Source organism: Kocuria flava, assembly GCF_001482365.1.
GTDB lineage: Bacteria > Actinomycetota > Actinomycetes > Actinomycetales > Micrococcaceae > Kocuria > Kocuria flava.
Genome location: NZ_CP013254.1, coordinates 810,958 through 837,257 on the forward strand (window position 1 = coordinate 810,958; position 26,300 = coordinate 837,257).

Below are 26,300 nucleotides of genomic sequence, written 5' to 3' on the forward strand. Positions count from 1 at the left end.
GGTCGGCGTCGCGGCTCGTGCAGGGAACGGGTCGGGTCAGTCGGCCTCGGGCCGGCGGACGGCCGCCAGGTCCGGCGCGCCCGTGCGCTCCGCCGGGGCGGCGGCCGCGCGCAGGCGGCCGGCGCGGAACTCGCGGACGTAGGCGGTGACCTGCTCGTCCGGGGCGTGGGGGGTCAGCAGGCTCACGGCGACCAGCAGCACCGCGGAGGCCACCAGGCCCGGGGCGATCTCGTGCAGGCCGAACGGCTGGCCGGCCAGGCGCCAGAGCAGCGTCGCGGCCAGGGCGCCGATCGTGCTGGCGAGCACGCCGGCCTTCGTGGCCCGCTCCCAGAACATCGCCGCCAGCACGGGAGCGACCAGCGCGGCGGCGGTGAAGGACAGCGCCACCTGGTAGATCGCGATGATGTCCTCCACCCACAGGGCGATCACCAGGCCCAGCACGGCCATGAACCCGACGGACAGCCGCGAGACCCGCAGGATCCGGGTGTCGTCCGCGGCCGGGTTCACCCACCCCTGGTAGATGTCCTTGGAGATGTTGATCGCCCCGCTGAGCAGGAACGACGTCGCGCCCGTGAGCAGCGCCGCCAGCAGCGAGACCATGAGCAGCCCGCCGATCGAGCCGGGGAAGACCTCGGCCACGAACGAGGTGTAGATCGCGTCCGGGTCGGTGCCCTCCGGGAACGCCTGGACGGCGGTGATCCCGATGAGGATCGCGAAGAGTGCGATGAGCCCCGAGATCAGGAAGCCGACGACGACGGCGGAAATCCCCGTCCTGGTGGTCCGGGCGGCGGTCAGGCGCTGCCAGGTGGTCTGCCAGACGATGTAGAACGGCCCGAAGATCAGGAACCAGTTCAGCAGCTCGGTGAAGCCGATGCTGCCGAAGCTCAGCAGGTGCTCCGGGGTGGACCCGACGACGGCCTCGGGCCCGCCGACGTAGTTCACGCCCAGCACGAGCATCAGCAGCACGCCGGCCACGATGACGACCGTCTGGACGGTGTCGGTCCACGCCACGCTCGGCATGCCGCCGATCATGGTGAACGCCAGGGTCACGGCGAAGCCGAGGACGATCCCCCAGAGCACCGGCAGGTCGGTGATCGAGGACAGGATCGAGCTCATGCCCACCAGCTGCATGCCGAAGGTGGGGGTCATGTAGAGGAAGCCGATGATCAGCGCCGGGACCAGCGCCGAGAGCTTCCCGAACCGCCGGGCGAACAGCTCCGGGACGGTGTAGAGGCGCAGGGCGCGGATCGTGGGGCCCAGGACCAGCACCGCCACGACCGTGAACCCGGTGAAGGCGAGCACCGTGATGAAGTAGGAGATGCCCAGCTGGAAGCCCTGGCCGGCGCCGCCGATCAGCGCCGCCGAGCCCGTCACCGTGGCGATCACCGAGCCGCAGATCGGGAAGAACCCGAGGCGGAAGTCGGCCATCGCGTAGTCGTCGGCGGTCTTCACCGTCTGCGCCGAGCGCACGCTCACCGCGAAGAGCAGGAGCAGGAACCCCACGATCCACACCAGATACCAGTTCATGGGCCCTACCGCCGTTCCTGTTCGGAGTTTCCCGGTCCACGCACTCGATCGGCCGCACACGGCATGCGGGGCCTCCCGCCGGCGGGCGCCGCGGTCGGACCGGGGCGGAACCCCCGAGCGGGTTCGGGCACGGGTTCATCCTGACGGCGTGGCGGGATCACCACAAGTCGGGGGACAGGAAACGCGGCGAGGGCCGGCCGTCCGCGCGGACGGCCGGCCCTCCGTGCTGTCCGGCCGGATCAGCAGGGCCTGAAGACCTTCCCGCCCGGCGCGTAGCAGCGCGGGCCGGTGTAGCCGGGGAGGTCGGCGTAGTAGCCCGGCGGGGCCTGCTCCACGATGTTCGCCCCCGGGTTCGGTGCCGGCTGGGGAGCCGGAGCAGGCGCGGGCGCGGGAGCAGGTGCGGGCGCCGTGGGCTGCGGCGCGGGCACGGCCGGAGCCGCCGGGGCGGGCCTCGGGGCGGGCGCCACCGGCTGCGGGGCCGGTGCCGGGGGCGCCGGGGGTGCCGGCGGGGTGTCGCGCCGCTCGGCCGCGGCCCGCTCCGCCGCCCGGCGCTGCTGCGCGGCGCGCTGCGACTCCAGCGCGGCGACGTCGTCGCGGACCGCCGCGATCTTCCCCTTCAGCGAGGGCAGGCCCACGAGGTGGCGCACGTGCGGGTGGGCGTCGCCGTCGACCGCGTCCAGGGCCGCCAGGAACGCCACCGCGGCGGCGACCTCCCCGGCCGCGTCGGCGAGGTCCGCCGGCTCCGCCCCGGCGAGCGCGCTCGCGGCCTGCTGGACCTGCGCGGGGATCGTGCAGCCGTGGGCGGGGTCGAGCAGGCCGACCTGCCGCTCCTGCGCCTCGGCGAAGGCCTCCTCGACGGGCGGGAGGAAGCGGTCGTTGGGTGCGATGTAGAGCGGGGTGCCCAGGCCCTGGCGGGCGATCTCGGCGTTGACCAGCGTCCCGTCGCCCAGGAACACCCCGGCCAGCGTGCGGCCGTAGGAGTCGGTGCGCTCCTGGTCGTACTCGAGCCCCACCACGGTCCCCGCCGGCAGCAGCTCCTCGAGCAGCGCGGTCGCCTCGGGGCCCATGCACTGCACGACCTCGTTCGGGTCCTTCGTCTCCGGGGTGTCGATGTTCAGCAGCCGCACCCGCACGACCTCGCCGTCCAGCCGCACGTCCACGGTGTCGCCGTCGATCACCCGCTCCACCACCGCGCGCTCGCCGCGCACCTGCGCGGTGGGTCCCGCCGTGGTGGTCCCCGCAGCCGCGGGGGTGGCCGACGACGACGGCGCCGCGCCGGTCGAGGCCGCCGTCCCGCCGCAGCCGGTCAGCAGCAGGAGGGCGAGCGCGGCGGAGCCCAGACGGGCAGCGGATGAGGGAGGCGTCATGACGGGGGAGTCCTCTCGGAAAAGCATCAGGTGCCGCCCAGCCTATGGATGCACGTGCAAATACCGGCGCAGGCCGCTGTCCCCAGTTGCGGGGGCACGGAAAGGGGTGAATGGAATGCTGGCCAGGCCGTTCGTCGCACATGCCACCACGTCATCGCACGCCACGGCGTCTCGCCTGCTTGTGGTGTGCACATGCAAAGAGATGGAATCCGGTGACCACCCCTCGTTCCCGAGAGCAGGCCATCGTGACCCTTCACCCGCCGACGGCACCCCGGCATGTCGGGCCGGAGCCCTCCGCCCGCTCCACCGCCGTCCCGCCGGTCGCCTTCCCGGACGACTCCTCGCCGCCTTTCATCCGCTCGCTGGGTTTCGCGGCCTTCCGCCTGCTCCGACCGAGGCCCGAGCCCGCGACCGAGCCGCCCCTCCGGCCGCTGACGGACCGGTGCGCGGCTCAGGCCGTGATGGCCGAGGCCCTCTCCGTCCAGGAGGGCGTGCCGCTCCGGTCGTGGTGGGGCCGCCTGACCGGTGCCGACCCGCTCAGTGCCGAGAGCCGTCCGTGGGTGCGGGGTGCGGAGGGCGAGCTGTGGGTCGGCGAGCTCCTCGACCGGCTGGGCCCGGAGTGGACGGTGCTGCACTCGGTGCCCGTCGGGGCCGGGGCCTCCGACATCGACCACGTGCTCGTGGGCCCGGCGGGGGTGTTCACGCTGAACACCAAGCACCACGCAGGGCAGGACGTGTGGCTCGGGGAGCACCTGCTCATGGTCGCGGGGCAGCGCACCCACCACCTCCGCCACGCCCGCCACGAGGCGGCCCGCGCGGCCAAGAGGCTCGGTGCCGCCGTGGGGGAGCCCGTGCACGTCACCCCGGTGATCGTGCTGGTGGCCCCGAAGGAGCTGACCGTCCGGCAGCGCCCTGCCGACGTGCAGGTGCTCACGGACCAGAGGCTGCTGCGGTGGCTGCGCCGTCGTCGTGCGGTGCTGACCGCCGATCAGGTCGCCCGCCTCGAGGTGGCGGCCGTGCGGCCGGAGACCTGGCACGACGCGCCCGGCCCCGCGGAGGACCCGGTCACGCTGCGCGAGCGCTTCACCGCGCTCCAGGAGAGCGTGCGCGCGGCCCGGCTCCGCCGCGCGCTGTGGCGGTTCGGCGGTCCCGCCGCTGCGGTGCTCTTCTTCGGGTCTGAGCCGGTCCGCGCGGTGCTGAGCGGTCTCTGACTCGCACAGCGCTGAAGTGCTCTGTGCACGGTGACGGTGGGCGACGCCCGTCCGGGCGCTCTTGCGGGGCCCGTCCCGCGGGCGCACAGTGTGGGCATGACGAGGACGTCCCCGTGGTTCGTGCTGGCCGCGGTTCTCGCGGCCTTGTTCCACCTGGTGGTCGGGTTCTACTACCTGGCCAGCGGCTTGATGGCGCCGCTGTGGGCCGTGGTGCTTCTGGCCGTCTGGTGGGTGCTGCTGGTCCCGGTCGCGGCCGCCGCCACGTGGTTCGGCGTCATGGCCTTCGGCAGTTCCGTGCTCGGCTGGAGACCCTGAGGCCGCCGTCGCGGTCCCCCCGGTTGCGAGCGACGCCCGTGAGGGACGTCAGGCGCCGGGCGGCCGGTAGGCGACCTGTCCGGCGCGGCGCAGGGCGTCCATGGTCTCCTCGACGCTCAGGAGCACCGTGGTCTCGAAGGAGCTCAGGGCCCCGCCGCCGGTGATGGCCAGGGCCACCGCGGCCATGGACGCGTTGTCGGGCGCCTCCCAGAGGGTGTACCCGTCGTGGGCCCCGAAGGCGTACCAGAAGCCGTGGAGCTGCCCGCCGACCGACTCGATGTACTGCCGCCCGGCCACGCGGCGGTCCTCCGGGCGGGCGATCATCCGCGCCCACGTCTCGGGGGTGTAGCTGAACCTCGTCAGGTAGAGCGGCATCGTCCCGTCCTTCCGTCCGGCGCGGCAGCGACGGCACCGCGCGCAGGGGGTGCCCCGACCGTAGGCCCGGGCCCGCGCGGCCCCAAGGGCGGAGGCCGCATCGACACCGGTCCGTGACTCCCGGCGGTTCCGTGTCGGGACCCGGGACGACGACGGGCGGCCCGCCGCCGCGCCCGTCCGCCAGGAGCGGGCCGTCATGTGGTGTTCACGCAGGTCCGCCCGGGTGTCGCGGACCTAGACTGGGACTCCCGAAAGGCCTGATCCGAAGGAGTGTGCGTCATGGCCTTCGTCCAGCTGATCGAGTTCAGCACCTCGAAGCCGGAAGAGGTGGAGAAGATCGTCGCGGAGTGGGAGAGCAGCTCCCAGGGGAACAGGACCGCCCGGCGGGTCCTGTCGACGAAAGACCTCGACAATCCGAACCGCTACACCCACATCGTCTTCTTCGACTCCTACGAGTCCGCCATGGAGAACTCCAACCTCCCGGAGACCCAGGAGTACGCGAAGAAGCTGATGACCCTCATGGACGGGGAACCCGTTTTCCGCAACCTCGAGGTCTTGGAGGAGCACGAGCTCTGAGCCACGGACGCAGGGCCCCGGTGCGCACGCGCACCGGGGCCCTGCGCCCGTCGTCTCAGGCCGATGCGCCGCTGCGCTCCACCCGGTTGGTGAACTCGCCGCCGCCCGCCAGGGCCTCGAGGTTCTGACGCAGCAGCTCCCCGCCGCCGATGGGCCGCCCGCCGGCCATGTGCGGGGTGATGGTCAGGTTCGGCGCCGTCCACAGGGCGGCGTCCGCGGGCAGGGGCTCCCGGGAGGCGACGTCGATGGCCGCGCCGGCGATGGACCCGCTGGTCAGGGCGTCCACGAGGGCGTCCTCGTCGACGGTCGAGCCCCGGCCCACGTTGACGACGAAGGCGTGCGGGGGCAGGGCGTCGAGCCGCTCCTGGTTCAGCGCGCGTTCGGTGGCCGGGTCGTGGGGCAGGATCAGCACGAGCACGTCCGTCTCCGGCAGCTGCTCGGGCAGCTGCTCGGGGGTGACGACCGGGTAGCCGCCGCGCTCGCCGGCGCTGCGGGCCACCCCGGTGACCGTGCTGCCCAGCGCGGTGCACAGCCCGGCCAGGTGCTGCCCGATGGCGCCGAAGCCCCAGATGAGCACGCGCGCGTCCAGCAGGGTGGTGAGCCGGCCCTCGGGGTGCAGCGGCTGCAGCCCGCCCAGCTCCGGGTCCCACAGGTGCTCCTCCTGGGAGCGCGCCGCGGCCGGCAGCTGCCGGACCAGGTGGAGCATCAGCGCGAGCGCGTGCTCGGCCACGGTCAGGGTGTGCAGGCCGATGCCGGCGCAGAGCACCGCCTCCTGGCGGAACCCGGCCTTCAGCACGGCGTCAGGCCCGGCCGCCAGCGCCTGGACGAGCTCCACCCGGGTCAGGCGGCGGGCGGTCTCCTGCAGGACGTCGAGCGGGGTGCCCCAGTCGACGAGGACCTGCGCGTCGGCGTGCTCCTGCGGCACGGGCGCCTGGGCGTCGTAGCGGACCACCTCGTGGCCGGGCAGGTCCGCGGCGGCGATGTCGGCGGTGTCGGGGATCAGGATCTTCATCGGGTCGGGCTCTCCTGCTCGGGTCGGCGGGCTGGGCGGTCCGGCGGGACGCGCAGCGGTGGTGGGACCCACCGTACGAGGCGGGGCCTGCGGCCGTCGCGTCACGAGCCGGGTGTGATCAGCCCGGTCTCGTAGGCGAGGACCACCAGCTGCGACCGGTCCCGGACGTCGAGCTTGGTCAGCAGCCGGGAGACGTAGGTGCGCGCGGTGGCGGGGGAGAGGAACAGCGCCCGGGCGATCTCGTCGTTGCTCAGCCCCCGCCCGACCTGTTCGAGCACCTCGCGCTCGCGGTCGCTCAGGGCCCGCAGCGGGGCGTCGTCGAGCGGGGTCCCCGAGCGGGAGGCCACGGCCGAGAGCACGGTGCGGGTCACCGACGGCGAGAGCAGGGAATCCCCTGCGGCGACCACGCGGACGGCCCGGCGCAGGTCGGCAGGAGAGACGTCCTTGAGCAGGTAGCCGGCGGCACCGGCGCGGATGGCCTCGAACACGTGCTCGTCCTCGTCGAAGGTGGTCAGGACGAGCACCCGGACGTCGCGCAGCGCCGGGTCGGCCACGATCCTGCGGGTGGCCTCGAGGCCGTCCAGCTCGGGCATGCGGATGTCCATCAGCACCACGTCCGGGTGCAGCTCGCGCACCCGGGCCAGCGCGGCCCGCCCGGTGGCGGCCTCCCCGACCACGGCGATGTCCCCGTCCCGCTCGGCCAGGGCCCGCAGCCCCGTGCGCACCAGTTCCTGGTCGTCGACGACGACGACGGCGATCACGGTCCCAGCCTCGCCGGCAGCGTGGCGCGGACCTCGAAGCCGCTGCCGTCCCGGGGACCGGCGGTGAGGGTGCCGCCCAGCAGGCCCACGCGCTCGGCCATCCCTGCCAGGCCTCGCCCGTCCCTCCCGGTGCCGGCCGCCCGGACGGGGGCGGTGCCCGGGGGCGTGCCGCGCCCGTCGTCCGTGATGCTCAGGTCCAGGGTCCCGTCCCGCAGCCGGGCCGCCACGACGGCGTGCCGGGCCCCGGAGTGCCGCAGGACATTGGTGAGGGACTCCTGGACGATCCGGTAGGCCGCCGCGTCGATGGTGGCGTCCAGCTCGGCCGGGTCGACGTCGATCCGCGCCGTCACCGCCACGTCGGTGTCCTCGGCGGTGGCCAGCAGCTGCGGGAGCCCGGCGAGCCCGATGCTGCTGCGCTCCGCCGGATCGGCGCCGGGGGTGCGCAGCAGCTTCACGGTGGTCCGCAGCTCCCGCAGGGTGGCGGAGGCCGCCGACCGGATCTGCTCCAGCGCCCGCGCCACCGCGTCGTCGTCGCGCCCGAGGGCCTCGGCGGCCACGCTGCCGTGCACGGCGATCACCGACATCGTGTGCCCGACGGTGTCGTGCAGGTCCCGGGCGATCCCGGCTTTCTCGGCCTGCAGGCGGCGCTCGGCCTCCCGGCGCTCCTCGGCGGCGGTCAGCGCCCGCAGCCGCTCCTGCTGGACGCGCAGCTCCCGGCGCGAGCGCACGCTCACCCCGAGTGCCACGGCCGCCGCGACCAGGGCGATGTCCGTGAGCAGGTCGTAGCTGACCAGGTAGGAGACCGGCAGCCCCTCGTCCACGCGGAAGTAGGCCGCCACGGACACCAGCACCGCCCCGGCGGTGACGACCGACCGGGTGCGGTCGGCCTCGGCGGCCGAGAACAGGGCGGCCACGGCCGGCAGGGCGATGCCGATGGGCGGCAGCTGGAACACGTAGTAGACGAAGATGCCGAGCACCGTCAGCGCCAGCACCGTCCGGGGCGCGTGCCGCCGCGCCAGGAGCACGGCCCCGAAGCCGGCGGCGAAGAGGTAGGCCGGGGCGCCGGCGCGGCCGGTGCCCTCCAGGTCCGCGGCGGCGACGACGGCCACGACGACGGCCATCGCGGCCGCGAGCACGCCGTCGACCAGCCGGGGGTCGACCTCCCCGGCCGGCCGGGGCGCGGTGCGGGTGGCCACGGTGCTGGGCATGGTCCCAGCGTAGCCACGCCGCCCGCCCCCGCCCTCCGTCCCAGCGCGACAGTGCGGGTCGCCTGCAGGCGACCGGAACCGTCGGTCGGGGGCGACGCACGAGACGCTTCCGGCTCGATGTCCGCCGGGGCGGCGCTCCGTAACGTCGGTGCCATGACGAACTCGGCTGACTCCTCTCCGACCACCCGTCCCGCCGTCAACTGGGTGCTGGTGCTGGGCCTGGGCGCGGTCGCGCTGGTCCGTCCTCTCGCCCGGATCACCGGGGCGGCCGAAGGCCTCGGGGCGCCCGCGGGGCCGCTGCTGCTCACGGGGCTGGTCACGCTGGTGTGGGTCGGCGTCGCAGGCCTCGGCCGTGTGCCCCGGCCCGTGCTGACCCTGGTGCTGGCCGGCCTCCTCTACGGGATCTGTGTCATCCCGCTGAGCGCGGTCCTCTCGACCGTGCTGACCGGCACGGTGCAGGGCCCGGTCGCCGTGCCGATCGCGGTCGTGCCCGTCCTGCTCACGAACGCCCTGTGGGGCCTCGTGGCGGGTCTGCTCGCCCTGGCCGTGCAGCACGTGCGCGGAGTCCGGCCATGATCCCGGCGACACCCGGCCCCGCCCGCTCCTCGGACAGGAGGCGCCCCGTGCGCGCCCTGACCCGACCGGCCCTGCCCGTCCTGACGGCCTACCTGTGGGTCACGATGACCTCGTTCGGCGCCGTCGTCCTGGAGACGGTCATGGTCTACCCCAACGTCTTCGCCGACCCGCCGGGCTCCCTGGAGCTCGGGATGGAGTTCTTCGCCCTCAGGGGTCCCTCCGACGTCTTCCCGCCCCTGGGCCTCGCCTCCTGGGTGCTGGGGGCGGCCTCCCTGGTGCTGTGCCGGCGGGTGCCCACGGTCCGCTGGTGGGTGCTGCTGAGCCTGATCATGTTCGTGGCGGAGGGGGTGGTCTCGATGCTGTACTTCTGGCCGCGCAACGAGGTCCTGTTCGTCGAGGGCACGGCCGTGCACTCCGCCGAGCACCTGAGGCAGGTCGCCGCCGAGTTCGAGACCTGGCACGCCCGCTCCCGGACGGTCCTCAACACCGTCGCGGCCGTGGCGGCCTTCACCGCCCTCGGCCGGGCGTATCGGCTCCACGTCCTCGCCACCGGCTCCGGCGCACGGCACGGCGCCGCGGCGGCGCGCCGTGGCCGCTGAATCCCCGCCGGGGCCCGCGACACCGGGTTGCGGCACGGAGAGGGCCCCGGCGCGGACGTGCACCGGGGCCCTCCGCTCGGCGGATCGGGGTCAGACCAGGCTGAAGCCCTCGTACTGCTTGGCCGCGACCTCGTCGCACTTGGCCCGGTAGGCCCCGACCCCGCCCACGTAGGGCATGAACACCCGCGGCTTGCCGGGCACGTTCGCGCCCAGGTACCAGGAGTTGGCCTGCGGGAACAGGGTCGTGTCCGCGGCGTCGTTGACGTGCTGCACCCACGCGTCCTCCGCCTCGGGGGAGGCCTCGGAACGGGTGAGGCCCTGGTCCTCGAGGTAGCGGATGTGGTCGGTGATCCAGTCGACGTGCTGCTCGATCGAGGTGACCATGTTGCTGAGCACCGACGGGCTGCCGGGGCCGGTGACCAGGAACAGGTTCGGGAACCCGGCGGTGGCCAGCCCGAGGTAGGTCCGCGGGCCGGCGGCCCACTTCTCGGCCAGGGCGAGGCCCTCGGTGCCCCGGATGTCGATCCGGTTCAGGGCCCCGGTCATGGCGTCGAAGCCGGTGGCGAAGACGATCGCGTCGACCTCGTACTCCCGCTCCGTGGTGGCCGGGCCCCGCTCGGTGAGCCGGGTGATCGGCGCGGAGCGGACGTCGACCAGGGAGACGTTCTCCCGGTTGAACGTCGCGTAGTAGTCGGTGTCCACGCAGATCCGCTTGGTGCCCACGGGGTGGTCCCAGGGCTTGAGCAGCTCCGCGACCTGCGGGTCCTCGACGATCTCGTCGATGCGCTCGCGGATGTACTGGGCCACGACGTCGTTGGCCTCCTTGTTGATCGCGAGGTCCGAGAAGCACTGCCCGAGGCGGAACCCGCCCAGCGTCCAGTGCTCCTCCATGACCTTGCGCTGCTCCGCCGGGTCGGTCTCCAGGGCCGAGGCGGTGCTGGGCGGGAACGGCAGCCCGGTGGGGGTCTGCCGGGCGATCTCCCGGATCCGCGGGTACTCGGCCTTGATCTTCGCCCACTCCTGCGGGTCCAGCGGCTGGTTGCGCGCCGGGACGCTGAAGTTCGGGGTGCGCTGGAAGACCGTGAGGTGCTCGGCCTGCTTCGCGATCTCGGGGATCGACTGGATGCCGGAGGAGCCGGTGCCGATCAAGGCCACGCGCTTGCCGGTGAAGTCCACGCCCTCGTGCGGCCAGGAACCGGTGTGGTACACCTCCCCGGTGTAGTCGGCCAGGTCCTCGAAGTCCGGGACGCGCCCGGCCGAGAGGCACCCGGTGGCCATGATGCAGTACCGGGCGCTGACGGTCTCCTCGGTGCCGTCGACGGTCGAGCGGGTGGTCACGCGGCCCACCGTGCGGCCGCGTCGTCGTAGACCGCGGAGACCACCTCGGTGTCCAGCGCGATGTGGGGGCGCAGGTCGAAGCGGTCGGCCACGTGGTTGAGGTAGCGCAGGATCTCGGGCTGGGTGGGGTAGCGCTCGGTCCACTCCCACTCCTGCTCCAGCTCCGGGGAGAAGGAGTAGGAGTAGTAGGGGCTCTCCACGTCGCACCGGGCCCCGGGGTAGCGGTTCCAGTACCACGTGCCGCCCACGCCGTCGCCCTTCTCGATCACGGCCACGGACATCCCCGCCCCGCGCAGGCGGTGGAGGAGGTAGAGGCCGGAGAACCCGGCGCCGACGACGACGACGTCCAGCGCGCGCACGGTGCTCATCGCTCGCCCGCCTCCTCCAGCTCGGCCCGGACGTCCGTGGCGATCGACTCCACCACGAAGTCCATGACCTCCGCGCTGGCCGGCAGCACGTTGACCATCGAGAAGAAGCCGTGCAACTGGCCCTCCCACCGGCGGTGGTGGACCTCGACCCCCGCCTCCTCGAGCTTCGCGGCGTAGGCCTCGCCCTCGTCGCGCAGGACGTCGTGGGCGGCGGTGATGACCAGCGCCGGCGGCAGCCCGGAGAGGTCCTCGGCGTGGAACGGCGCGGCGTCCGGGTGCGTGCGCTGCTCGGCGTCGGGGACGTACTGGTCCCAGAACCAGGACATGAACTCGGTGGTCAGCAGCGTCTGGTTCTCCTCCTCGCCGTAGGACGGGCGGGTGAAGTCGGCGTCGGTGACCGGGTAGATCAGCACCTGCTTCGCGATCGCCGGCCCGCCGTTCTCCCGCGCCCGCAGGGCCATGACGGCCGAGAGGTTCCCGCCGGCGCTGTCCCCGCCCACGTAGAGCGGGGCCTGCGCCCCGGCGAGCTCCGCCAGGTGCTCGCCCGCCCAGGTCAGGGCGGTCCAGGAGTCCTCCACCGCGGTGGGGAAGGGGTGCTCCGGGGCCTTGCGGTAGTCCACGAGGACGACGGCGCAGCCCGACTTCTCGGCCAGCTGCCGGCCCAGGGTGTCGTAGCCGTCGATGTCCTGCAGCACCCAGCCGCCGCCGTGGAGGTAGACGAACACGCCGGTCGGCGACTCCCGCGGCACGTGCACCCGGATGCGGAAGCTGCCTCCGTCGGAGGCGTCCAGGACGTGGTCCTCGGTGCGGTGCATCTCGGGGCCGGTGCCGAACATCTCGTTCATGGCGGCGGCGGTGGCGCGGGCCTCGGCGGGGCTCATCTGCCACATGGGCTTGGCGTCGGGCCCGGCGGCGACGTCCGGACCGGCCGACGGAGGGACACGAGGACTGTGGCGTTCGAGATGCCGGCCACCCGGCGCGAGGCGGTCGCGCAGCACCTGCGGGAGGAGATCCTCTCCGGCGCCCTGCCCCCCGGCGCCCCCATCCGCGACGCCGAGATCGCCGCCCGCCTCGACGTGAGCATCACCCCGGTGCGCGAGGCCATCACCGAGCTCATCGGCGAGGGGCTCGTGGTCAGCACCGCCAACAAGCGCCGCCACGTCGCCGTGCTCACCCAGCGTCAGGCCATCGAGCTCATGGACGTGCTCGGGGTCGTCACCGTGGCCGCGCTCGAGCGCGCCGTGCCCGCCCTCGACGACGGACGCCTCGATGCGCTCGCCGGCGCCGTCACCCGCTTCACCGAGGAGGTGGGGCAGCATCATTTCGAGGCCTCCCGCGCCGGCCTGATCGACGCCGTGCGCGTGCTGCTGGCCACCGCCGACAACGACGAGCTGACGGCGATGGCCGAGCACGTGATGCTGCGCTCGCTGCGGCGGATCTCGCTCTACCCCTCCGGCCACCTCGTGCCGCTGTGGGCCGAGGGCTGGCAGGAGACCCTGCGGCTGCTGCGCGCGGGCGCCGGCCCGGAGGCGGTGGCCCGGCTGAAGGCGTTCTTCACGGAGCTCACCACCCGGATGCGGGCGGACCGCCCGCTCGACGCGACGGTCGGGCCGGCCGCGCAGGGCTGAGCGCGCACCGGGTGCCGGTGCCCGGGGTCCTCGGCGCGGCCGTTGGTCTCGGCGGTCTCAGGGCGTGCAGGTTCCGCCGCGCGGGGCGCCCTCGCCCAGGGCCACCAGGCTGCGGCGCAGCGTGTGCCACCAGCCGTCCCAGCCGAGCTCGTGCCACGGCACCCGGTCCTCGGCCGGGATCGCCAGGCGCCCGATCGCCGTGTACACCGCCAGGATGCCCGTGGCGGCCAGCAGGAGGAACAGATCCGTCGTCATGGGTGGCTCCTTGCCCGTGGGGGCCGGTCCGATCCGGCGCCCGCTCGTGCTGACCAGCCTGCTCGTCCGGCTCCGGCCGCACGAGTGGCAGAAATGCCGCCTTCCGATCAATTTCTGCCAACCCTGGTCAGGGGTGCGCCGCGCGGGCGGAGGACGGCCGCCCCCGGCGCGCGCCGCGGTGCTGCTCGGTCCGGGATTCCCCGCCCGTGCCGCCGGGGTGGTGCTCAGGCGGTGGTCGCGAAGCGGCGGCGGTACTGCTGTGGGCTGAGCCGGCGGACCCGGGCGAAGTGGTGGCGCAGCGTGGCCGCGTTGCCGAAGCCCACGTCCGCGGCGATGCGCTCCACCGGCAGGTCGGTCTCCTCGAGCAGCTGCTCGGCCCGGTGCAGGCGCCGCGCGGTGATCCAGGCGTGCGGGGTCGTGCCCGTCTCGTCGCGGAACCGGCGGGCGAAGGTGCGCGGGGACATGGCCGCGCGCCGGGCCAGGGCGTCGACGTCGAGCGGTTCGCCGAGGTGCGCCACGATCCAGCCGAGCAGCGGGTCCAGCGTCTCGGCCCGGCGCTCGGGCACCGGGTCCTTGATGAACTGGGCCTGCCCGCCCTCGCGCTGCGGCGGCACGACCATGCGCCGAGCCACGGTGTTGGCGGCCGCCGAGCCGAACTCCTGGCGCCACAGGTGCAGGCAGGCGTCGAGGCCCGCCGCGGTGCCGGCGCTGGTGAGGACGGGGCCGTCCTCGACGTAGAGGACCTCGGGCACCACCTGCGCGGCGGGGAACCGCGCGGCCAGCTCCGCGGTGTGCATCCAGTGGGTGGTGCAGCGGCGGCCGTCGAGCAGCCCGGCCGCCCCCAGCACGAAGGCCCCCGAGCAGATGGACAGCAGCCGGGCGCCGCGGGCGGAGGCCGCGCGCAGCACGTCGAGCACCTTCGCCGGGACCTCCCGCTCCCGGGACATCGCCGGCAGGACCACGAGGTCCGCCGCGGCCACCCGGTCGAGCCCGTGGTGGACCGCCAGGTCGAAGCCCGCGGTCGTGCGGACCGCCCGCCCGCCGGGGCTGCACACGGCGAAGTCCATCACCGGCAGGCCGTCGGCGGAGCGGTCGATCCCCCACGCCTCGCAGGCCACGCCGAGCTCGAACGGGGAGACCTCGTCGAAGACGACGACGGCGACGCTGCGGATCATGGGCCCAGGCTCCCACGGTGGTGGCACCTTCTCGACGGTCGGCGGAAAAGTGACCCTCGCGGCCGGGCGGTACGGCGGGAAGAATCAGCCGCAGCACCACCGGAGCGCAGGCGGACAGGGGAGCGGCGATGGCGGACACGGACAGCGGCGAGCGCCCGAGGGTGGCGGTTCTGGGCGCGACCGGGCTGCTGGGCTCGCGGGTGGTGGCGCACCTGAGGGCGCGCGGGGCCGAGGTCGTCGAGGTCTCGCGCCGGCACGAGGTCCGCGACCTGGCGGAGCCGGCCCGCGCGGTCGCCGCGCACCGCGGCGGGCGCCGACGGGTGCTGCGGGTGCCCGTGTATCTCACCGCCCTCGGCAACGGCGACCTCCTACCCCGGGGCGAGGTCACGACCGCCCCGACCCGGTTCGAGGACTGGTTGCGCGCGGGCTCCTGAGATCGTCGGTCACGGCCGCCTGCTCGACCACCCCGGGCGGCACGAGCGCACCGGGCGTACCCCCTCCACGGGGTGCTGTCCCCAGAACTGGCTCTTCGCTGAGACACATGCGGATGCATAGGATCCGGGTGTCGACTCCGGTGCTCCTTAGTTCGGCTTCGGCCGCCTCCTGAGGTCCTCCCCGGTCGGGTCGCACCACCCGCCGCGCCCTCCCTCATACCGCCTGCACGCACGACCGTGTCCTCCACCGCAGGCGTCGAACCGCCAGAAGTAGGTCCCATGCTCCGCCGTCCTGCCGTGCCCACCGCGCCCGCTGCCCGCCGGGGCCTGTTCTGCCTGCTCCTGGCCGTGCCGCTGGCACTGACCGGGTGCACCAGCGTGGAGGTCGCCGTCGACTCCCCGCAGCAGCAGCCTGCTCCTGCGGTGGCCTCACCGTCGTCGTCGGACGCCTCCGCACCCCGGCCCGTCGCGGCTGCCGAGCCGGCGGCGACCAGGACCTTCACCACCCCGGACGGCGCCTACCGCTTCGAGCACCCTGCGGAGTGGACCGTGCGCGCCGATCCCGCGGAGGCCGGCGTCTACGCCGTGCGCGACGGCAGCGGCCGGCTGATGGCGGGACTGGCCATCGGCGACCGGGCCGATCCTGTCGCCAGCCCGGTGCACCCGGTGTCCGCCCACACCTCCGTGGACGTGCCCGGTCTCGCCGGCCCGCTCGGGCGGCCCGTCAGCGCGGTGGTCGGGCTGTTCCCCGGCCAGACCGTCGGCGGCGAGGCGGTGGCCTTCGGCCTGGCCGACGGCGGGGACCCCGCTGCGAACTACGGGCGGGTGCGGTCGGACGATGCCTCGTTCGTCTACTTCGGCGGCACCCGGGCCATCGGCAACGGTGCCACGATGCTCTCGCAGGCCGCGGTGGACCGCGAGATCGACGCCTACACGGCCTCTCCCGAGGGCCGCGCCGTGGTGGCGATGCTCGCCAGCTTCACGGTGGACACCTCCGTCACCGGGAGCGTCTGCCGCGACGGCGACTACGTCTACACCGACCTGAGAGGCCTCGGCTGCGACGAGGCACAGGGCGTCGTCGGCGAGCTGCGCGCTTCCGGGAGCGCCGAGGACGACCAGTCCGTCGTCTCGGACGAGTACTACTGCTCCGGGGACGGCGTCGAAGAGACGGCGTACCACGACCCGATGTACGCCTGCGGCGTCGTCGGTGCCGCGGACGTCAGCTTCCTCCTCGACCCGGTCACCATCACGGCCGACCACCCCCTGCTGCACGTCGAGACCGGCCCGACGATCAGTGCCCCCGAGGAGATGACCGACGTCGCCGCCGACTGCGTGGGCGTGAACTACGAGTTCACCGAGGTCGACGGCCTGACGTGCCCGGAGGCCAAGGGCATGCTCCAGCCCTTCCTCGAGGGGAAGGGAACACCCGCCGACAGCGATGGCCAGGTGCTCGACGACACCCAGTGCACCCGTGCGCCGGCCGAGCGCGGCGGCGCCACCGTGCCCTCGTGGTCGTGCTTCCGGGAGCAGGGCGGGTCCTTCGTGGCCTACGCGCGGATGTAGGCCACCTCGAGCCCGGATGTGGTGTCCCGGCGGCGTCTTGCCGGGAGAGGTCTGTTGGTTCTCGGCGGGGCCACGACGACATGCCCGGTGAGTGCTCCACGGCTGCGCCGACGTCCTCCCAATTGTGAAATTTTGATGTGTTCATTGCCGCACAGGAAGAAGATCCATGAAGAACTTGGACCGCAATCAGATCATTTCTGGTGCCCAGCGATATGTCTCGATGGCCAAAGAGCGGTGGGCCCGGGCGTCCGTGAGGCAGCGGAAGATCGTCGGGGGCATCCTGGCTGTGCTTCTCGTCGTCATCGGGATCAATGTGCTGACGGACGATGCAGCCGACTCCCGGACGAGCCTCTCCGGTGGCGCAAGTACGGGACAGGGAGCTTCTGCGATGACTCCCGGGGAGATCGCCCGATGGGCAGAAGATGTGGAGGACGAGTACCTGGCTCAGTACGGCTACACCGAATTCATGGAGGCCGAGACAGCGCCGGGGACCGTGCCCAGTGCCATCAACACCTTTGACGCCACTGATCAGGGGGAGCTGAAGGTGTACATCTGGGCGTGGATCAGCGAGGACGACGCCCAGGTCGTCGCCGATGACGTGGCGGCCACGCTGGCGGGATCTCCTGATGCCCCCGAGACCGTGGTGGTCAGCGTTGCGTGGGACAAACCCACGCTGGCCAGAGCTTCTGTCAGGGGGTGATTGCGCCACCGTCATCCGTCTCGACATCAACGTAAGGAACCGAGAACGACAACTTCTCCGAGCATCTGGTTCTACCACTCACTAGCCTTTGCTCATGCAAAACAATGCGTACGTCAATGCTGGGCACGATCTTCCTGAATCGTCGGACTCCACGAAACGGGAGAAGATCAGCGCCCGCGCCATGCAGGTCGCCGAGACGGTGCTCAACGTCGGGGTCGACGGCAAAGGTCCGTGGAAGGGCTCGATCGAGGTCGCGGAGGAGCATCTCGCCAAGCACGGGGACGTCGAGAAGGCCATCGAGCGGCTCATCGCTACCCATGTGCGGATCACCTCTGGCTCGGGGTTCCTGACCGGGCTGGGTGGACTTCTGACACTGCCTGCGGCCGTGCCCGCGGATTTCACCGCACTGTGGCTGACCCAGGCCCGCCTTGCCGGCGCGATCGCGCACCTGCGCGGGTACGACCTCCGGTCCGAAGAAGTGCGTTCCGTCGTCCTGATCTCCTTGATCGGCTCCTCGGCGACTGAGGTGCTGGCTGCAGCAGGCGTGGAGATCGGCACCAAGACGGCGGTCGGCGTGATCAAGCAGGTGCCCGGAAAGGTGCTGATCGAGATCAACAAGAAGGTGGGATTCCGTCTCGTCACGAAGGCGGGTTCGAAGGGCATCGTCAACCTGACCAAGCTTGCGCCCATTGCGGGCGGCATTGTCGGCGGCGGCGTCAATCTCGTCAGCACCCGGGCCGTGGGCGCATGGGCGAAGACCAACTTCTCGGCCGACAGCTCGGACGGCTGACAACGAGTGCCGGGTCGGCTGTTCAACTCCAGGGTCCGCGCTTGCGTGCTCGGTCCAGAACGGGCGAGGGCTGGACGCCGTACTCCCCGCGGAACAGGGCCGAGAACCGGCCGAGGTGCGAGAACCCGCAGACGAGGTCCACCTGCGTCACCGTCGCCTTCGGAGCGCTCTGTCGCAGCAGGCGGGGGGGTGCCTCTATGGTTTCCGTCAAGCGGCCAGGGCCACCGGTGACGTGTTCTGGGGCTCGGTGGGGTCTTGGTAGAGGGTGCCGTCGCGCAGCATGGCGAACAGGACGTCGGTCCGTCGGCGGGCCAGGGCGATGATCGCCTGGTTGTGGCGTTTGCCCTGGGCGCGTTTCCGGTCGTAGTAGGCCCTCGAGGGTGGGTGGTTGAGTGAGGCGAAGGCCGAGAGGAACAGTGCCCGCTTCAGGCGTTTGTTGCCGCCCTTGGCGGCGTGCTCGCCGCGGATCGAGGTTCCCGACCTTCGGGTGACCGGGGCGATCCCGGCGTAGGAGGCCAAATGCCCGGCATCTCGGAAGTCCTTGCCGACGACCTCGGTGAGGATTCTCGCGGCGGTCCTGACCCCTATCCCGGGCATCGAGGTCAGGACCGGGCAAAGAGGGTGGGCCTCCACGAGGGCCTCGACCTGGGCGGCCACCGTGGCCCGTTGGTGGATCAGGCCGGCCAGCTGCCCGGCCAGGATCGGCACGACGGTGGCGGCGGCCTCGGTGCCGGCCACGACCACGGTCTGCTGCCCCAGAGCGTCGAAGATTTCCTCGGTGAGGGTCTCGGCCAGCCGGGGTGCGTGCTTCTTGAGCCTTGCCCGCACGTGGCCCCTGCCGGCCGCGGCGAGCTTGGCCGGGGTCGGGTAGCGGCTGAGCAGATCGGCGACCGCCGGGTGGGTCACCCGCGATCCCAGGACCCGTTCCAGGGCGGGGTGGATCTGGGTGAGCATGCCCCGTAGGCGGTTGGAGGTGGCGGTGATCTGGGTGGCGAGGTCGTCGTCGAAGCCGGCCAGCACGGCCAGTTCGGCGATCTGGGCCTCATCGACCTGGATGTCGCGCAGGGTGTGCGGCATGGTCCGGGCGGCCTCGGCGATGATCAGTGCGTCGCGGGCGTCGGTCTTGGCCGTGCCCGGGTGCAGATCGGCGATCCGGCGCATCGCCAGCCCGGGCAGGTAGGCCACCTGTACGCCATCGGTGCCTTCGGCGACGGCCACCGGCAACGCCCCGATCGTGGCCGGCTGGTCCACGACCATCAGCACCGGCCCATGGGCCGCGGCCAGGTCGGTGAGGATGGCCCGCAGCCGGGTCTCGTCGTTAGGCAGGGCCTTGTCGTAGACCGTCTTCCCCGCAGCCGTCACCGCCACGGCGTGGTGGTCGGACTTGCCGACGTCGAGGCCGACGAACACCGCCGGTTGTGGTTGCTCTGACATGGCCGGGCCCCTTCTCATCCGCTGCTGTACGAGCATGCTGGCCGGCCGGATGGTGATCACGCTCGGCATCCACGTTACGAAGGCCCTAATCCAGCGGGCCCTGCCTCTATTAGCGATCCGCGATCACCGGACCGGTCCTCGGTGACTACACCCCCCGGATCATGGATGACTGGGGGCAAACGATCATGCCGAGGACCGGCCGGTCAGCACCCCTCCATCCTGTCGGACCGAGGAGTTGGGAAGAAGGTAACGGGGGGCGCTTTCCAGCCGGGTCGTCGTGACGAACGCGAGGGGTGACGTGCCGAGGTGGTTCCTGAACACGGTCTGCGGTCACTCCGCGGGAGCAATGACACGCGGAGGGCTCCGCCTCTTCGAGTGAAGAGGTGGGGCCCTCCGCGTGTCGGGTACCCCGATGGACCTACCAGGTGCCCGACAGATCCAGTGACAACCGGTCGCCCTCCAGGACGATGGGCGCCGAGAAGTAGACCGTCTCGGTCGTGTCCTGGCTCTCCCAGTCCGCCGGCTCCTCGTCGTCCCACTCGGTGTTGTACTCGTAGGTCAGGGTGACCTCCCCGGGGTCCTCCGTGCTCAGGTAGACCGAGCCCCAGGTGTCCTCCACCGCGTACGTCGGATAGGACTCCACCGTCCACACCGGGTTCCGGTAGTCGTCGTCATCGTCGTAGAAGGATGAGCCGAACGGGCAGTCCTCCGGGTCGAACTCGGCCTTGGCCGCACACGCATCGATCGCCGCGTTGGCGGCGGCGATCGCGTCGTCCCGCACGGCGTCCGTCGGCTCTGCGGTGAAGCTCACCGCAGTGGTGTCCCCGGAGCCGTCCGCGCGGACCTCCACGGTCTGCTCGGCGCCGTAGCTCATGTACTTCCCGCCCGGCGGCGGTGTGATCACGTAGTCACCCGGCAGCGCGACGAGACTGACGTTTTCGCCGTCCGAGATCCCGGCCTCGTCCAGATCCAGCGGCGTGTCGTTCACCGTCAGCTCGGTGACCCCGGCCGGGACATCCACCGACAGGGTCTGGTAGAGGGCGGACCCTCCGCCCTGGAGCTTCCAGTCCTTGAAGAGACCGGCCCTGCGGCCGTCCTGGGCCAGTGTGAACTGCACGGGCGTGGTGACGGAATCCTGGGTGATCTCGGCGGAGACCTCTGCCGTGGAGCCGTTCACGGTCACGTCCTGGATGCTGTAGTCGGTGACGGGATTCGCCGCGGCGCCGTACACGTCGTCGTTCAGCAGCAGGCGCTGATCGGTCGGCACGTTTGGGTCGAGCGCCTGGGTGGCGTCCGCGGCCCGCCCGTCGACGACGGACTGCAGGTAGGACTCGACCGCATGGCTGGGGCTGAACACCGTCCTGCTGAGCACGGAGTGGGCCACTGCGGCCGCCACGGCGAGAACGGCCACGGCCAAGCCGGCGACCAGCGCGGTCCGCACCTTCTTCCGGGTAGCCTCGCTCATCGGGGGCCGGGACGGGTCGGCTTGCTGCTGGGCCCCGCCGGAGGATGCCGCAGGCGACCCGGCCGGGGTGCCGTCGGGGGAGCGGCCCGGTACCTGGTCCGGAGCCGGGCCCGACGCCGCGGGAGCGGACGGCTGCAGACGCCGGACGAGACCCGAGGGCAGGACGTCGGCGAGGGCCGGGGCGACGTAGCGGGAGAGCACCTCGACGATGCCGCCGACCACCAGCAGGACGAGGCACGTCCAGGCGGCAGGACGCAGCAGCGCGGCGGCGGACACCGTCCCGAGCCCGAACAAGCTGGCGTCCATGCCGGCGGCCACCCGTGCCACGGCCGTGAGCAGCAGCCCGAGCAGGAAGTAGAGCAGCGGGAGGACCGCCCACGAGGCGGGCCGGGCCAGGGTGGCCGGACCGGCGTCCCGGCGCACGCGCCAGGCCACCGAGGCGACGACCACCGACACGACCGCCAGCAGGAGCAGGAGCGCCACGACCCACCCGGGCAGCTGGACGCCCCACAGGTAGGCGGTTCCGCCGCTCGGCGCGTCGGCCCATGCCAGCAGCTGGCGGGCGGCGCCCTCCGTCTGCACGGAGATCCCGGAGAGATGGGCCCAGGTGAACAACCACAGCACTGCGGACGGGACCCACAGCGGGGTACTGAGCCCGCCGGCCCAGCCGCCTTCGGTGAACGCCACCACGACCAGCAGGAGTGCCGCCGGAACCAGGAAGACCGCCAGGTGCACGGCGAGGACCGGCAGGGCCCGGCTCAGCGACGGCAGGTACCTGTCGCCCAGCCCCACCAGCCGAGCACCCGGACGCTGCTGTCCCCGCGGGAGCAGGGCGGCCATCAGCACCAGTGTCCCGGTGAGCCAGGCGAGGACGAAGGCCGTGCCGGACGCCGCCTCCAGGGACAGCGACATGGGGAAGGACGACTCGTCGTCGCTGTACCGGACCGTGGAGATCGTCGCGAGAAGGACGACGACGGCCGCGAGGGCGAGGCCGCCGGCGAGGGCCAGCACACCGGTCGAGGCGGTCCCCAGCGGCCCGATCCGGCCGACGAGCCGGCGGGCCAGCAGGTGCAGGGCCAGCGCACCGATCGCGGCGAGCAGCAGGGGGGAGAACAGGACCGAGAAGACCTCGTTGCCGCTCTGCGTCCCCATCAGCGGGGAGCCCATGGAGGCGGTGAGCCGCCCGAAGAACGCCATGGCGACCAGCTGGGCGGGCAGGCTGAACAGGATGCTTGCCGGGTGCGGTCCCTCCTCCGTGGACATGCCGGTGGACGACGCGGCGTCGTCGATGGCCTCGGACGGCGAGCCGTTGTCCGAGGAGAGCGCGACCCCGACGGCGAGCAGCAGCAGCAGGACCGTCGCGCTGAGGAACATCGCGGCGTAGGAGCCCAGGACGGCGAGCGCGGTGCCGCCCCAGTGCCTGGGCGTGAGTGCCGACAGCCATGCCGGGACGGTGGCCCGGGCAGCCGCCGGCGCCGTGTTCCCCGCCGCCGCTTCCCCGGAAGGCGTTCCCGGAGGGCCATCCGTCGCCGGCAGCTCTCGCGTGTCCTCGGTGGAGGCACTGGGCGCGGCCGGACCGTGCGCGGTGGCCGGTCGCGGGGAGGCGTCGTCCTCCGGGGGATCGGGGGGAAGGTGTGAAGAACTCATCGGGGGCCTCTCGGGGGAACGATGCCAATGAATCCATCATGGCCGAGCGGTCCCCGAGCAGGACATCGGTGCTTCGGCGGGGAGGCGGAGCCCGCGGGAACACGCCGTCGAGGGGCCACGAAGCCGAGGGCGTGCCGGTTCCAGGTCGCCGGTGCGTCCCGCGACGGCGGGACCGTCCCGCCAGTGCTGAACACCCAGCAGAGGCGCACTCCGAGGCGGCGGGCCTCGTCCTTCGCCCCGAAACGTGCGGTGACCCAATCAGCGCGGGGTCACAGGTTCAGCTCGCCGTCGAGGTCGCGCACTCTGCCCACGCCGTGGACCTCGCGGCACGGGCCCGGGCCGTGGAGGCACATATCGGCGCTCATCGGAATCGGTCCGCTTACTCCGCCTGAGGCAACGGCTCCCGCCCCGGGCCCGGCCGGCCGGCGAACGCCTGGACGATGTCGAGCCACGCGTCGGCGTCGGGGCCCTCGGCGACGAGGTCCCCGTCCCGGCGGTGCCGCCGCCGGGTGGCGAGCAGCGCGAAGTCCAGGGCCGGGCCGGTCACGCGCTGGGCCGCCTCGGACGGGCCCCAGGTCCAGGTCCCGTCCTCGTGGGTGAGCTCGACGCGGAACGGCTCGGCCGGCGGGTCCAGCCGGCGCTGCGTGAAGGCGTAGTCGCGGGTGGCCACGCCCAGGTGGGCGACGTGCCGCAGCCGGTGCGAGGCCACCGGGGGAACCCCGAGGGCGTCGCGGACGTCCTGGCCGTGGGCGAAGGTCTCCATGATCCGGGCGCTGGCCATCATGGGCGCACCCATGGGCGGGCCGATCCACGGGATGCGCTCGCCCTCCGGCACGGCGGCGAGCCGCTCGAGCACCCGGCGGCGGCTGTCCTGCCAGGACGCCAGGATCTCGGCCGGGGGCCGTGCGGCACCCTCCTGGGCGCCGCGGTCGACGACGTCGGCCTCCGCCCGGAACCGCTCCCGCAGCTGCGCGAAGACCTCCGGCTCCTCGAGGGCGGTCAGCACGGTCCGCTCCGTCCAGGTGAGGTGGGCGACCTGGTGGCGGATCGTCCACCCCTGCGCCGGGGTGGGGCGGTCCCAGTCCTCGGCGGGCAGCGGGCGCAGCAGCTCCTCGAGCAGGTCCCCCTCCTGGCGCAGGTCGGCCAGCAGGGCAGCGGGGTCGGGGCGGGTCATCGGCTCATCACGGTGCGCAGCTCCTTCTTGAGGATCTTGCCGGTCGCGTTGCGGGGCAGGTCGTCCAGGAACTCTACGTCGGTGGGCACCTTGTAGGAGGCCAGGCGCTCGCGGCACCAGGTGCGCAGCTCCTCGGCGGTCGCGGTGGAGCGCCCGCTCAGCACCACGAACGCCCTGCCGGTCTCGCCCCACCGCTCGTGCGGCATCCCGACCACGGAGGCCAGCACGACGTCGGGGTGCTGGTAGAGCACGCTCTCGACCTCGGCGGGGTACACGTTCTCCCCGCCGGAGATGTACATGTCCTTCCACCGGTCCACGATGTGGAAGATGCCGTCCTCATCGACCTGGGCGGGCAGACACCCTACGAACGCCTCCGCCAGAAAACCCAAGACCCCCTGTCATAAGCCTCCGTCAGTTGCACAACTAGCCCTCGGGCGTGATGGCCTTCGCCGTCTCCTCCGGTTTGTTCCAGTACCCCTGCATGAGCAGGGGACCGCGCACCCACAATTCGCCGATCTGCCCGGCGGGAACCTCCGCGCCCTCGAGGTCGCGGACGCTGCACTCGGCGTGGATCACCGGGATCCCGATGGCCGAGGGGCCGTCGCTGCCGCGCGGGGACATGGTGAGGATGGTGGATCCGGCCTCGGTGGCGCCGAAGTCGGCCATGACCCGCACGCCCTTGGCGGCCCACTGGTCCACGAGGGTGCGGGGGACGGGGGAGCCTCCGACGGCGACGACGACGGGCCGCAGCCTCGCCTCATCGAATCCCGGCAGGGAGGCCATGAGCTGGAACAGCTGGAGGTCCGTAATCCAGGTGCGACCGACGTCGAACCGGGTGATGTTTCAGCGCCGGCTCGAAACTCCGTCAGTTGGTCATGGTGTTCGTGAGATGACGGCCGATGTACCCGATGTAGATCTTGCCGGTGTTCGCGTAGTCATCGTGGTAGTACATACGGGGACTCAGCATCCCGATCGAGGCGAGTTTGAAGTGAGCCTTCATCGTGATGACCTGTTCGGGCGCAACCTCCGCCGGGACCGGGAAGATCCTTTCGCCGCCGAACTGCTTCATGGTGACTGCGGTCTCGGTCGGGCCGTGCTTGCCGGCGCTGACGCCGTCGTAGCCCTCGGGCCGGTTCTTCAGGAATTGGTCCACGCCGCTGTCCCAGTTTCCGTCGTTGCGGGCCCGTACGTACTCTCTCAGTGCACCGCAGGCTTCCCAGGCGCTCCGCACGGCCAGTTGAAGTGTGTCCGCGGCGTCGACGACTCGTACCTTGTCCATGTCACCCGTGAAGACCAGGACATCTTGGTCTTCCTGGAGCCGGGCGATGAGTTCCACGCACGACGACGGATAGGCCTCCAGTGCATCCTCAGGCGTTTCGCCGTACGCCGTCTCGTAGTCTGACCTCTCCGCGAATCGGTCCCGCAACCAGCGGACCGTTGCCCGAGACTTCTCCAAATCGTCCTGCAGTTCGGCGCGCTCGATCTGCTGGTCGTCGAGGGCACGCACGGCGTCGCGCCGAAAGTCCTCGAGTTCCTCGATTCGAGCGAGCTGTTCTTTGATGCGCAGGCTCGCCGCCTGCAACGCCCCGCTGCGTAGGCTCTCGGGAGACGGCGCGGTGTGGCCGGGACGGATTGCCTGCTCCAGAGCGGCGCGTGTGATGGACGTGATGCCCAGGACCGAGCGGACGAGATCGAGCTGGGCCTCCGCCGCGGAGACGGCGGGACGTTCGGCGTGGTCTGTGCCGACGTCCTGGAAATCCGCCGGCTGGAGCTCAACCCCCGGCGGTGTGGCGCTGATGTCCGGCGATGACGGCACGTCAACGGCACGGTCGTGCGCAGGGAGGACAGGCTCCTCAAAGGCTGCGAGCAGTGCACGCGTCTCCGCGCGGGTGAAGGCGCGTTTCGCGCGAATCACTTCTGCCGGATCCAGGCGTGTGGCCGCATGACGGCGGGCGGTGTTCGCCAGGAGTTGTCTGACTCGCCAGTCCTTCTCGTTGGCGAGAGTGGCAGTCGTCAGATACCGGTGGCGGCGGGAGTCCACGATCTGGGCGGGTGCCACTCCTGGGTAGTATGTCCGCAACATCCATGGGCCAACCGCGTGGTAGCCCAGCCTTTCGCTGAGCACCTGGGTGGCGCGTGGTGTGAGGACGATCGACTGCGCCATGCCGAAGACCTCACGGGTCCAGGTGGACACCCGCGTCCGGAAAGCTTCGTAGAGATCAGGTACGTCAGCGGTCCCCGCGACGAACACGAGTCCGTGCCGATCCTGGTCCTCGAGCAGCTCCACGAGCCGATCGACCTCGTTCACGTCCCACAGCTTGACCTCGTCGACGAGTTGCATGGAGGCATCACGCACGTCGAGGGCTTGCATGAGGTACCGGGCCAGTTTGGGAACGGCGACGAAGTTCCCCTCAGAGTTCGTCACGGTCAGGTCGATCCACCCGACGGAGGACGCCACCACCTCGGTGCACCACGTACCTTGTGGCGTCTCCGATTCGATAAGCCGGCACCGGACGTAGTCGTCATGACCGCGGGTATGCTCGACGACCGATGCCCGGACCCTTTCAGAGACGTATTCCGCACCGTGGGTGCAGTCGAAGTCGATCCCTTTGGTGCGCAACCACGTTGCGAACTGGTCTTGGACCGTGGCCAACGTCAGTTCGGGAGTCTCGGTGCGCATGAACGCGCGGTAGTCCCGGGGGCCGAGCGTATCCAGGTCCTCGGTCTCGACTGGTTGTGACATCGTCTCCTCATTTCCGTGCCGGTGTGCGCGCCCGAACCACGCTGCGAGCGATCGCCGGA

General features: G+C 72.1%; 28 protein-coding genes. 10 read left to right on the forward strand and 18 right to left on the reverse strand.

Annotated elements, in window-relative coordinates; genetic code table 11:
• Nucleotides 1-36: 36 nt before the first annotated feature.
• Both AS188_RS03745 and AS188_RS17320 read right to left on the reverse strand, forming a co-directional pair.
• Nucleotides 37-1,527 carry a sodium:solute symporter family protein gene (locus AS188_RS03745; RefSeq protein ID WP_058857718.1) on the reverse strand — a complete coding sequence of 497 codons (1,491 nt, stop codon included), beginning with the start codon at nucleotides 1,525-1,527 and terminating at the stop codon, nucleotides 37-39.
• Nucleotides 1,528-1,766: 239 nt separating this feature from the next.
• Complete coding sequence (locus AS188_RS17320) at nucleotides 1,767-2,894, reverse strand: thermonuclease family protein (protein WP_058857719.1); 1,128 nt, start codon at nucleotides 2,892-2,894, stop codon at nucleotides 1,767-1,769.
• A 461-nt stretch (nucleotides 2,895-3,355) separates the two neighbouring features.
• Between AS188_RS17320 and AS188_RS03755 the strand changes: the two genes are divergently transcribed.
• Nucleotides 3,356-4,105 carry a nuclease-related domain-containing protein gene (locus AS188_RS03755; protein WP_236945045.1) on the forward strand — a complete coding sequence of 250 codons (750 nt, stop codon included), beginning with the start codon at nucleotides 3,356-3,358 and terminating at the stop codon, nucleotides 4,103-4,105.
• A gap of 96 nt (nucleotides 4,106-4,201) precedes the next feature.
• Nucleotides 4,202-4,420: a hypothetical protein gene (locus AS188_RS03760; protein WP_058859713.1), complete on the forward strand. Its 219-nt coding sequence runs from the start codon at nucleotides 4,202-4,204 to the stop codon at nucleotides 4,418-4,420.
• Between the two features lie 48 nt (nucleotides 4,421-4,468).
• On the opposite strand, the gene AS188_RS03765 is transcribed toward AS188_RS03760, so the two are convergent.
• A complete protein-coding gene (locus tag AS188_RS03765) occupies nucleotides 4,469-4,795 on the reverse strand; it encodes a GYD domain-containing protein (protein ID WP_058857720.1) in 327 nt (108 codons plus the stop codon).
• 279 nt (nucleotides 4,796-5,074) lie between these two features.
• On the opposite strand from AS188_RS03765, the gene AS188_RS03770 reads away from it, so the two are divergent.
• Nucleotides 5,075-5,371: a hypothetical protein gene (locus AS188_RS03770; RefSeq protein WP_058857721.1), complete on the forward strand. Its 297-nt coding sequence runs from the start codon at nucleotides 5,075-5,077 to the stop codon at nucleotides 5,369-5,371.
• 55 nt (nucleotides 5,372-5,426) lie between these two features.
• On the opposite strand, the gene AS188_RS03775 is transcribed toward AS188_RS03770, so the two are convergent.
• The 3 genes from AS188_RS03775 to AS188_RS03785 all read right to left on the reverse strand — a co-directional run bounded on the left by AS188_RS03775 (nucleotide 5,427) and on the right by AS188_RS03785 (nucleotide 8,352).
• On the reverse strand, nucleotides 5,427-6,383 hold the full coding sequence (locus tag AS188_RS03775) for an NAD(P)-dependent oxidoreductase (RefSeq protein WP_058857722.1): 957 nt from the start codon (nucleotides 6,381-6,383) through the stop codon (nucleotides 5,427-5,429).
• A gap of 101 nt (nucleotides 6,384-6,484) precedes the next feature.
• Nucleotides 6,485-7,144, reverse strand: a complete 660-nt coding sequence (locus AS188_RS03780; RefSeq protein ID WP_058857723.1) for a response regulator — start codon at nucleotides 7,142-7,144, stop codon at nucleotides 6,485-6,487.
• Nucleotides 7,141-8,352, reverse strand: coding sequence for a sensor histidine kinase (locus AS188_RS03785; RefSeq protein ID WP_058857724.1), 1,212 nt, complete (start codon nucleotides 8,350-8,352; stop codon nucleotides 7,141-7,143). The genes AS188_RS03780 and AS188_RS03785 overlap by 4 nt, the downstream gene beginning before the upstream one ends.
• A gap of 153 nt (nucleotides 8,353-8,505) precedes the next feature.
• Here AS188_RS03785 and AS188_RS03790 point away from each other — a divergent pair, with 153 nt between their 5' ends.
• Both AS188_RS03790 and AS188_RS03795 read left to right on the forward strand, forming a co-directional pair.
• The gene (locus AS188_RS03790) at nucleotides 8,506-8,928 is read left to right on the forward strand and encodes a hypothetical protein (protein WP_058857725.1); all 423 of its coding nucleotides are present in this window, start codon (nucleotides 8,506-8,508) and stop codon (nucleotides 8,926-8,928) included.
• Nucleotides 8,929-8,975: 47 nt separating this feature from the next.
• Nucleotides 8,976-9,527, forward strand: a complete 552-nt coding sequence (locus tag AS188_RS03795; protein ID WP_147050387.1) for a DUF1772 domain-containing protein — start codon at nucleotides 8,976-8,978, stop codon at nucleotides 9,525-9,527.
• A 90-nt stretch (nucleotides 9,528-9,617) separates the two neighbouring features.
• On the opposite strand, the gene AS188_RS03800 is transcribed toward AS188_RS03795, so the two are convergent.
• Genes AS188_RS03800 through AS188_RS03805 form a run of 3 tightly spaced genes read right to left on the reverse strand, consistent with a single transcriptional unit; the run spans nucleotide 9,618 to nucleotide 12,114 of the window.
• Nucleotides 9,618-10,865, reverse strand: a complete 1,248-nt coding sequence (locus tag AS188_RS03800) for a flavin-containing monooxygenase (protein ID WP_269465328.1) — start codon at nucleotides 10,863-10,865, stop codon at nucleotides 9,618-9,620.
• Entirely contained in the window at nucleotides 10,862-11,233 is a 372-nt protein-coding gene (locus tag AS188_RS17705) for a flavin-containing monooxygenase (protein ID WP_269465329.1), read from the reverse strand. The genes AS188_RS03800 and AS188_RS17705 overlap by 4 nt, the downstream gene beginning before the upstream one ends.
• Nucleotides 11,230-12,114 carry an alpha/beta hydrolase gene (locus AS188_RS03805; protein WP_236945046.1) on the reverse strand — a complete coding sequence of 295 codons (885 nt, stop codon included), beginning with the start codon at nucleotides 12,112-12,114 and terminating at the stop codon, nucleotides 11,230-11,232. The genes AS188_RS17705 and AS188_RS03805 overlap by 4 nt, the downstream gene beginning before the upstream one ends.
• A gap of 69 nt (nucleotides 12,115-12,183) precedes the next feature.
• Between AS188_RS03805 and AS188_RS17085 the strand changes: the two genes are divergently transcribed.
• Complete coding sequence (locus tag AS188_RS17085) at nucleotides 12,184-12,861, forward strand: GntR family transcriptional regulator (protein WP_058857726.1); 678 nt, start codon at nucleotides 12,184-12,186, stop codon at nucleotides 12,859-12,861.
• A gap of 57 nt (nucleotides 12,862-12,918) precedes the next feature.
• Here AS188_RS17085 and AS188_RS03815 read toward each other — a convergent pair whose 3' ends face one another.
• Entirely contained in the window at nucleotides 12,919-13,116 is a 198-nt protein-coding gene (locus tag AS188_RS03815) for a hypothetical protein (protein WP_058857727.1), read from the reverse strand.
• Nucleotides 13,117-13,340: 224 nt separating this feature from the next.
• Nucleotides 13,341-14,291, reverse strand: coding sequence for a helix-turn-helix domain-containing protein (locus AS188_RS03820; RefSeq protein ID WP_058857728.1), 951 nt, complete (start codon nucleotides 14,289-14,291; stop codon nucleotides 13,341-13,343).
• Between the two features lie 128 nt (nucleotides 14,292-14,419).
• Between AS188_RS03820 and AS188_RS03825 the strand changes: the two genes are divergently transcribed.
• The 4 genes from AS188_RS03825 (at nucleotide 14,420) to AS188_RS03840 (ending at nucleotide 17,778) form a co-directional block, all read left to right on the forward strand.
• Nucleotides 14,420-14,725, forward strand: coding sequence for an NAD-dependent epimerase/dehydratase family protein (locus tag AS188_RS03825; RefSeq protein ID WP_058857729.1), 306 nt, complete (start codon nucleotides 14,420-14,422; stop codon nucleotides 14,723-14,725).
• A gap of 279 nt (nucleotides 14,726-15,004) precedes the next feature.
• Nucleotides 15,005-16,288, forward strand: a complete 1,284-nt coding sequence (locus tag AS188_RS03830) for a hypothetical protein (RefSeq protein ID WP_058857730.1) — start codon at nucleotides 15,005-15,007, stop codon at nucleotides 16,286-16,288.
• A 166-nt stretch (nucleotides 16,289-16,454) separates the two neighbouring features.
• Complete coding sequence (locus AS188_RS03835; protein ID WP_058857731.1) at nucleotides 16,455-16,988, forward strand: hypothetical protein; 534 nt, start codon at nucleotides 16,455-16,457, stop codon at nucleotides 16,986-16,988.
• A gap of 94 nt (nucleotides 16,989-17,082) precedes the next feature.
• On the forward strand, nucleotides 17,083-17,778 hold the full coding sequence (locus AS188_RS03840; protein WP_058857732.1) for an EcsC family protein: 696 nt from the start codon (nucleotides 17,083-17,085) through the stop codon (nucleotides 17,776-17,778).
• Between the two features lie 22 nt (nucleotides 17,779-17,800).
• Here the strand turns inward: AS188_RS03840 and AS188_RS17325 are convergent, their stop codons facing one another.
• The 7 genes from AS188_RS17325 to AS188_RS03870 all read right to left on the reverse strand — a co-directional run bounded on the left by AS188_RS17325 (nucleotide 17,801) and on the right by AS188_RS03870 (nucleotide 26,241).
• Nucleotides 17,801-17,929, reverse strand: coding sequence for an AraC family transcriptional regulator (locus tag AS188_RS17325; protein ID WP_162628902.1), 129 nt, complete (start codon nucleotides 17,927-17,929; stop codon nucleotides 17,801-17,803).
• 56 nt (nucleotides 17,930-17,985) lie between these two features.
• A complete protein-coding gene (locus AS188_RS03845) occupies nucleotides 17,986-19,212 on the reverse strand; it encodes an IS110 family RNA-guided transposase (protein WP_058857733.1) in 1,227 nt (408 codons plus the stop codon).
• Between the two features lie 418 nt (nucleotides 19,213-19,630).
• Entirely contained in the window at nucleotides 19,631-22,051 is a 2,421-nt protein-coding gene (locus tag AS188_RS03850) for a hypothetical protein (RefSeq protein WP_058857734.1), read from the reverse strand.
• 652 nt (nucleotides 22,052-22,703) lie between these two features.
• Nucleotides 22,704-23,498 carry a TIGR03084 family metal-binding protein gene (locus AS188_RS03855; protein ID WP_058857735.1) on the reverse strand — a complete coding sequence of 265 codons (795 nt, stop codon included), beginning with the start codon at nucleotides 23,496-23,498 and terminating at the stop codon, nucleotides 22,704-22,706.
• Nucleotides 23,495-23,887 (reverse strand): AMP-binding enzyme, encoded by a 393-nt coding sequence (locus AS188_RS03860; protein WP_147050612.1) that lies wholly within the window; start codon nucleotides 23,885-23,887, stop codon nucleotides 23,495-23,497. The genes AS188_RS03855 and AS188_RS03860 overlap by 4 nt, the downstream gene beginning before the upstream one ends.
• A gap of 34 nt (nucleotides 23,888-23,921) precedes the next feature.
• Complete coding sequence (locus tag AS188_RS03865; protein ID WP_058857737.1) at nucleotides 23,922-24,281, reverse strand: AMP-binding protein; 360 nt, start codon at nucleotides 24,279-24,281, stop codon at nucleotides 23,922-23,924.
• Between the two features lie 82 nt (nucleotides 24,282-24,363).
• Nucleotides 24,364-26,241, reverse strand: a complete 1,878-nt coding sequence (locus tag AS188_RS03870) for a hypothetical protein (protein WP_058857738.1) — start codon at nucleotides 26,239-26,241, stop codon at nucleotides 24,364-24,366.
• Nucleotides 26,242-26,300 lie beyond the last annotated feature (59 nt).